This is a genomic window from Flavobacterium proteolyticum (assembly GCF_015223105.1).
GTDB lineage: Bacteria > Bacteroidota > Bacteroidia > Flavobacteriales > Flavobacteriaceae > Flavobacterium > Flavobacterium proteolyticum.
Genome location: NZ_JADFTZ010000015.1, coordinates 1 through 1,961 on the forward strand (window position 1 = coordinate 1; position 1,961 = coordinate 1,961).

Sequence of the window (1,961 nt, forward strand, 5' to 3'; positions counted from 1 at the left end):
TTAAAAAATGAAAAAATCTCATGTTGGGCGATTTTAATTAATTAAGTAAAATAAAAGCTCCTTGTTTTTTAAGGAGCTTTTAAAAAAATTAAAAAGTTAAGCTTAGTCTTTTAAACATCTTAAACTATTTGGAAATCTTCCTGAATAAAGCCTAGAAAAATCTTTCGTATTTACATATGCCGCTCTTCCAATACCAACATTTTCTGACACACTTGAAGAAGTTGTGAGAGTCGCATATATACCCCTACCATTAAATGTTAAAGGAGATGGCCCATTATTTCTTTGTCCACCTAGCATCAAATTAAAACCTGTAAGATTTAACGTACCATCATAATTATTACCAAAGCCTCTTAATTTAGTACCTACATTGCTGGTAACACCTCTGTCTCTACTATCAAATAAGTATAATTCATTATTAGCCATCCCTAATGATTTTTCCAAAAATATAAATTCACAATCAGACGGCACATGAAATCCTGTAGGACAAACCCCTTGTGCTCTTTCTTGAGTAGCCCCATTCATTGCAGCTTTAAACTGGTATAATATACCTTCACCAGGTGTTGCAGGAGATGTAGCCCATCCCAAACTTCCATCTGGCTGAACAGCATTATAATAACCCCAAGAAGTCTTATCCGCTCTGTAAGTTCCTGGAATTGGATTAAATTCAGAATTCCATATATTTCTACCAGTGTTCGGCAAATCAGGATAATTAGATGGAATTATGTTTGCATTATATCTAAACCAACATTGACCACCAATCTCTACCAAAGCTCTATCTGTAAACCCCATTGAAGCCATACCATCTGCCCAATTATACTCTATCCCAAGTGTTGTTACTGGATCATCGTTTATTGTTGCATTTGGAACAGATGCACAACCCGATACAGAAATTGTCTTAGTAAGACATTCATTTACTTCTGGCAATAATGCAGCACCAAGCGAATTGATATTAACACTTGAAAGAATTGTTGTTCCATTTTTATCACATCTCCATTCTGTCCCATCAAAATACATTAAACAATTTATTGTTGTATTATAAACCATCAACCCTGCAACAGGAGTTAATGCCTGCATTTGTGCTGTTGTTAATTTTGGTGGCAAAAAACCTGCTGTAGTAACTCCCGGAAAAGATAGAGCCAAAGGTGTTTGATAAAAACTATTATTAAAATCTCTTACTTCAGGAATTTCTACCCTACCTCCCATAGTAATTCTATCAGAATAAATTGAAGAACTCTTAATTTCTCTTCGAAAACCTTCTTTTGTACTACCATATCCTCCTATTCTAACCTCTCTACCTCCCTTATCATTGATTAGTGTAATCGCATTATTACCTGAGTCATTATTTATAAAAACCCTACCTTCTTGTAATGTCAAAGGTGTTGATAAAGAAGTACCAGCATCTATACGCAAAATACCATTCCCATCTGATGTTTTACCTACAACACCTATTTGCGGAGTATAAGCTTTGGCCTCAAGCGAAGATGTCTCTGGCACATAAACATCTGGAATACTGGTAGATGTCAAACTCTTGTTATATAAAATCAACTTTGAATCTCCATTTGTATTTTCAATTACCTGATATATATTATCCCCTTTTATAGTTAACTTTCCACTTGGTGTTGTTGTTCCAATACCTACTTTTCCAGCAGTGTAAACTGCATCAGCTGGGTCTGTACCATCAACAAATTTTCCACCAGCAGCGCCAGCTTCAAATTTAATCCATCTACCATTTGTAATGTTGTCAGTAGCCCCTGGGTTTGAAAAATAATAAAAACCAGGTGTAACAGAAACAATTTGCCCTTGATTCTCTAATGTAGAACCAGAACCAGTATTATAAACAATCATTCCATCAAATGCAGTAGGAAAGTTAATACCATCTAAAGCACTAGTATCAAAAGTCCAAGTTGTTAAATCTGTTTGTGGAAAAACCAATCCTTTACCTACAGAACCCGCATCATTAA

The 1,961-nt window shown here is 35.0% G+C and carries 1 protein-coding gene; it reads right to left on the reverse strand.

The annotated features are described in order from the left end of the window. Window positions 1–102: 102 nt before the first annotated feature. On the reverse strand, window positions 103–1,961 hold a 1,859-nt coding region (locus tag IM755_RS12750), incomplete at its 5' end, for a fibrobacter succinogenes major paralogous domain-containing protein (protein ID WP_194097462.1).